The organism is Acetobacterium malicum subsp. dehalogenans DSM 11527 (genome assembly GCF_000472665.1).
Taxonomy (GTDB): Bacteria; Bacillota; Clostridia; order Eubacteriales; family Eubacteriaceae; genus Acetobacterium; species Acetobacterium malicum.
Window position 1 is genome coordinate 1 of sequence record NZ_AXAC01000070.1, and the last position, 4,593, is coordinate 4,593.

Sequence of the window (4,593 nt, forward strand, 5' to 3'; positions counted from 1 at the left end):
CGCCGTCAAATTTTGTCTCGATACTAACCCTGATCCCCGGATACTCAGCTTCATCCATTATCTCACCAATGCTCTTGATATAAAAAGATACTCCATCGTCCAAGGGAACCGAGGCAATCGAAGCAACGATCTGCTCAACGTCATCAGCATTCACATTGATTCCTTTTACCGTGGCATCTAAATCCATGGTCGATCTTGCGTTTAACCCGATCATCGCCGTTACTAGAATTCCCCCCTTCAAAATGAATTGATCTTTATATTCAGAAAGAGAAATTCGCTCCAGAAATCGTTCCATCATATAATGTCGCATCAACATCTGGGCATCCGCTGCTTTCATTTTTGATAGATTACGGATCAAATCCTTCAATTGTTTTGATGTCTTAATCATAATAGTACTTCCAGATATTGTCGCAAAATTTTTTCGACCCGAAACAGGGATGCATACTGCATCAGTGTTCGCAAATTCTTATCTTTGCGTCGGACATATTGCTTTATTGCGTCTTGAAAGGTTTGGATTTCAACCCCTTTGCGACTGCGGATCAGATCACAGATGGTTCTTTCCATATCATAAACCGGAACCGTATGTCCAAAGGACGTCTGAGCAGTGGTGCAGCCTACTACATGAAGCTCGGGCTTAACCGTATAAACCTGGACTCCATCGGCTTTCAGCCGGTTGGGATTATAGCCAGTCTTAACTGTAATCGAATAGTGAGCTGGTTCTCGATCCGTCAAATCATGAAGAAACAAAGCGGTTTCATGAGAAAAGACAGCTTGTTTACTGCGAAGATGAATCAGATACAGCGTATCGATCCAGGCATCCGCTGAAGCATAGACGCCATGGGCCACCTGTTCCAGTTTTTTCTCTTTGATATAATCATAAAAAACAGGTTTAGAAATTCCTTCGGCAACAACCTGCGAAGTTTGAACAATGCCGTCATGTTCAGCCATCAATTTATCCAGCTGTTCGTATTGTTTCACGATTCCACTTCCTTTCACACTAATATTATAAACATTATTAGCATGAAAGTAAATATGCTGAATGATCTATTCATAAACCGAAATTGGAAAGAAGAAAACGGCTCCACTCTATAGTGTGCCTTGGCGCACCTACCGTATTACGACAATTATTAAGAAACGTAAGGGAATTTGATTAAAACCATTGAAATTCTGTCGCTCTGCTTGGTAGAGGCGACCCGTACCGGTTTAAGGTGACAATTTGCATTGAAGATTATCGTCATATCCCGATGTCCAACTTTTAATACCACTACCCCATACTAATGAGCAATAACCATTATCTTCAATCAAGATCAATAATTCCGGTATTCTTGTTAATGTAAATATCCTTCTTATAATCACCATTTTTCGTATGATACTCTCGATTCCAATTCGCATTAAAATAATCCTTCGTATAACGATGGTGATAAGTAAGACCATTTCCATAACTATAAATTATTGTTGACGTTTCTACTTTTTTTGCCGTAGGCACACAACCACGAGTCGACCAACAATGATTAGAACCGTGGTGACTCGCAACAAGTATATCCAAATTGTCTAACTGCTTTTGGATTACATAATCATAATCTTGATCTCCTGCTATCAAAATATTGATTTCTTTACCCTCGAAATCCTGTGCTTGAATTCGCAACGTCAAGCCTGTTTCGTGATCGTGCTGAGCCGCCCTTACTGGCTTTATTTTAGAACAACCAGAACAAGTAATATTTCCAAAAGGAAAAACCACGTCAGATTTAATCATCTGAACAGACCCACCGCATTTTATTATTTCTGCAATCTTATGGTTTAATTGAAGCTTTCTCTTTTGGGCAGGCATATACCAATGGCATTTATGTGCATTTATTTCATCTCCAAGTCTTAACCAGTGATCCTTATGAACATGCGATAATAGTATTGAAGCTCCAGGTTTTGTAGGCATATCTATAATTTTAGGTCTAGTGTTCTTATGCTTTCCAAAGGGCATACCATAATCGAAATATAAAAAGGGGTCTTCATTTTCATATGACAAAGATGACGCAAGGGCTTGTCCAACATTATGTACCTTAAATACATAACTGTCTTTCTTACCTGTCGGATTTTCTTTTATAATTTTTAGCACTTCGATACTTTCTGTCTGTGGAATAATTAATCCTAATTCCTTATTAATCATTTCAACTAATTCAGGGCGCTCCTTTGCCACATGAATCTTAAGATAATCTTTATAACTCTGTGGTGTGCTTTCTGCTAAATCATTCTTCTTTTGGTACTCAATAGCGCCAATATCAAGGCAGCTTTCGAGTTGAAGTAGATCATCTGTAGATTTTTTATTTTTTTCAGTTTCAATATCTTCAATACGCTTATGGATACCTCTAACTTGAAAACACATTACATCATTGATATTCTTTTGCTTCTTGTGGTTAAAGAAATTTGCAATTGAATCTTTTTCAACGTACGCTTCAATAATATCTATATAGTAATTTTTTATGATCTCCTCGATATTATACCCATTTTTTATATTCTCTTTACAATCAATAGTAACTTTTTCATTTAGTTGACTACTAACGCTTTCTTTGAAGAAAGCTTGAGCTCTTTTCATGAATAAATCAGAATTGTCTAAAAGCATCGAATCGAAAAACTCAATATGATTGACATACTTTTGAGTATTATCTTCAAACTCTTCCTGAGTTGAATATGCAAGTGCATATAAAGTCTGTTCCATTCTTTTAAACCCATATTCGGGTAAATTGAAATACTCTGGTAAACTGGCTTTAATCTTGCGACCCATATCACGAAGTACACCATTACACGCCGTTGTATATAGCTTAAATTCAAAATAATTATTTTGAACTAGGATGTCCTTTAAATTTTCACCAAAGCGTTTTCTAATGACCACTTGTATTACTTGAGTATATTCTTTAAGCGAAGTATCTTCCCTCAAAGCAGGATCTTTTAATTGATATCGGTAAATAAACGCCAACGCTTGTTCCCCCATTTGCTTTATTGTTTTTCATCTATGATGATGTTGGTTTCTGGTACATTTTGTTTGAGATTTGAATCATTGTATAATTTATTTCTTTTATTAAAATGTATTATTTTAATTTCCTTCTTGAATAATTCCTTTATAACATTTTCATTATCGAAATAATGAATAGAATTGTAAAATATTATTGTTGGAATCCTATAAGCAGGAAATAGATTTTCTGTTAAAATGCCTTGTTCGCTCGAAAATAAACTGTCTTCTTGTTTCTTTGTAGACGCAAACAAGATTTTATTTCCTGACTGTTTTTTTAATTCATCTTCAACACAAGTCTCTAATTCATAAATTGAACAGATATTATTTTTATTTCTGTTCGTTTTTTCAAACTGCAATACAGTATATAACTCATTCCAAAAATTATTATACTCACTAATATTTGGATATTTATATCGAAATATTAAATTTGCAAATTCTTTAGATTTACTCAGAATTAGTTTTCTAAATATGCCAATTTCCAATTCATTTTCATTCTTTTCTGCGAGTAACGCATATAATGCATTTGTGACTTCGAAAAAAATGTTCACTTCAATAAAATGAATATTGACATTATATTTTTCCATCCAGTTTAGAATTATATCGAAATTTTTGTTTTTCAAAATTTCGAAAAATGATCTTTGTTTTTTTTAAATTTGATTGAACTTTAAATCATGACTTTTGCTATTAATCTGGAGTCTTTTAATTAATTCCTCAGATATTTCGTTAGTAATTTCATTCTTGCTATAAATTCCCCCAAGCTTAAAAGGTGAAGAGTCTGGTTCTATATTAAATCCAGAATGCTTACATTGATCAAGCCTAAATTTGCCAAAATTTTCAGTCTCATCATAGTAAAAATAGTATTTACTATCTGCTATTTTTTCAATTCCTTCTATTTTTTTATTTCGTAATTCTGTAACATCGTTCAATATTTCCAACTTACGTTTACTCCTTAACGGGGTTTTCGATCAAACTCCTTTAATTAGCTATTATTTGAATTATTAAGTTCAATAATTACAACTCCCACGGTTTAGTCAATATTTTTATTTAAACGCTTCTTTTCCCCTCCCCTAGTTTAATTGCGGTCTATTTTCTCAACATCTGTTACTTCTTCATTCTCTATCTTTATCCAACTTGATGGATGGTCCATTTTGTAGACTTCTTGAATCTTCTTATTCTCGAATACTCTATTTATAACCATATTGCGTATTGTCATCTTATTTTTAAAGTCTTTATCTTTCTCTAAATAATCAATTTCTTCTTCAGCGGTGTTTATCTTATTAAAAGATCTTTTTTTGTCTCCTCGTGTACAAGCGAGAATAGTAATTATAGGATTATATTTTTTAAGACGAGCTATAAAATCATTCTTAATATTAATATCTCAACTTTCCCAGCTCTAAAATTCAGCTGAGACTTTACAACAACACATTCTGTGGCTTCTAAAAACAGAAGTTGACAGAAAAACGCACCCAACGTCTGATATAATGTAGATGCAAACCAAACAAAAATCAGACAAGAAAGGTGCATACCACTATGATAAACCAAAACACCCCATCTGAACAGACAAAAATTGCATTTTTAAAAGCTTTTAA

The 4,593-nt window shown here is 33.7% G+C and carries 5 protein-coding genes; all 5 read right to left on the bottom strand.

Annotated features, from left to right (window positions below; genetic code table 11):
• The coding region (locus A3KS_RS0117030) for a nucleotidyl transferase AbiEii/AbiGii toxin family protein (protein ID WP_026395913.1) at window positions 1-388 on the bottom strand (388 nt) is incomplete at its 3' end.
• On the bottom strand, window positions 385-978 hold the full coding sequence (locus A3KS_RS0117035; RefSeq protein WP_026395914.1) for a type IV toxin-antitoxin system AbiEi family antitoxin domain-containing protein: 594 nt from the start codon (window positions 976-978) through the stop codon (window positions 385-387). The genes A3KS_RS0117030 and A3KS_RS0117035, both read right to left, overlap by 4 nt.
• 319 nt (window positions 979-1,297) lie before the next feature.
• Window positions 1,298-2,968, bottom strand: coding sequence for a ComEC/Rec2 family competence protein (locus A3KS_RS0117040; protein ID WP_026395915.1), 1,671 nt, complete (start codon window positions 2,966-2,968; stop codon window positions 1,298-1,300).
• Window positions 2,969-2,988: 20 nt separating this feature from the next.
• Entirely contained in the window at window positions 2,989-3,588 is a 600-nt protein-coding gene (locus A3KS_RS0117045) for a hypothetical protein (protein WP_156913346.1), read from the bottom strand.
• Between the two features lie 63 nt (window positions 3,589-3,651).
• Window positions 3,652-3,939: a hypothetical protein gene (locus A3KS_RS0117050; RefSeq protein ID WP_026395917.1), complete on the bottom strand. Its 288-nt coding sequence runs from the start codon at window positions 3,937-3,939 to the stop codon at window positions 3,652-3,654.
• Between the last annotated feature and the right edge of the window lie 654 nt (window positions 3,940-4,593).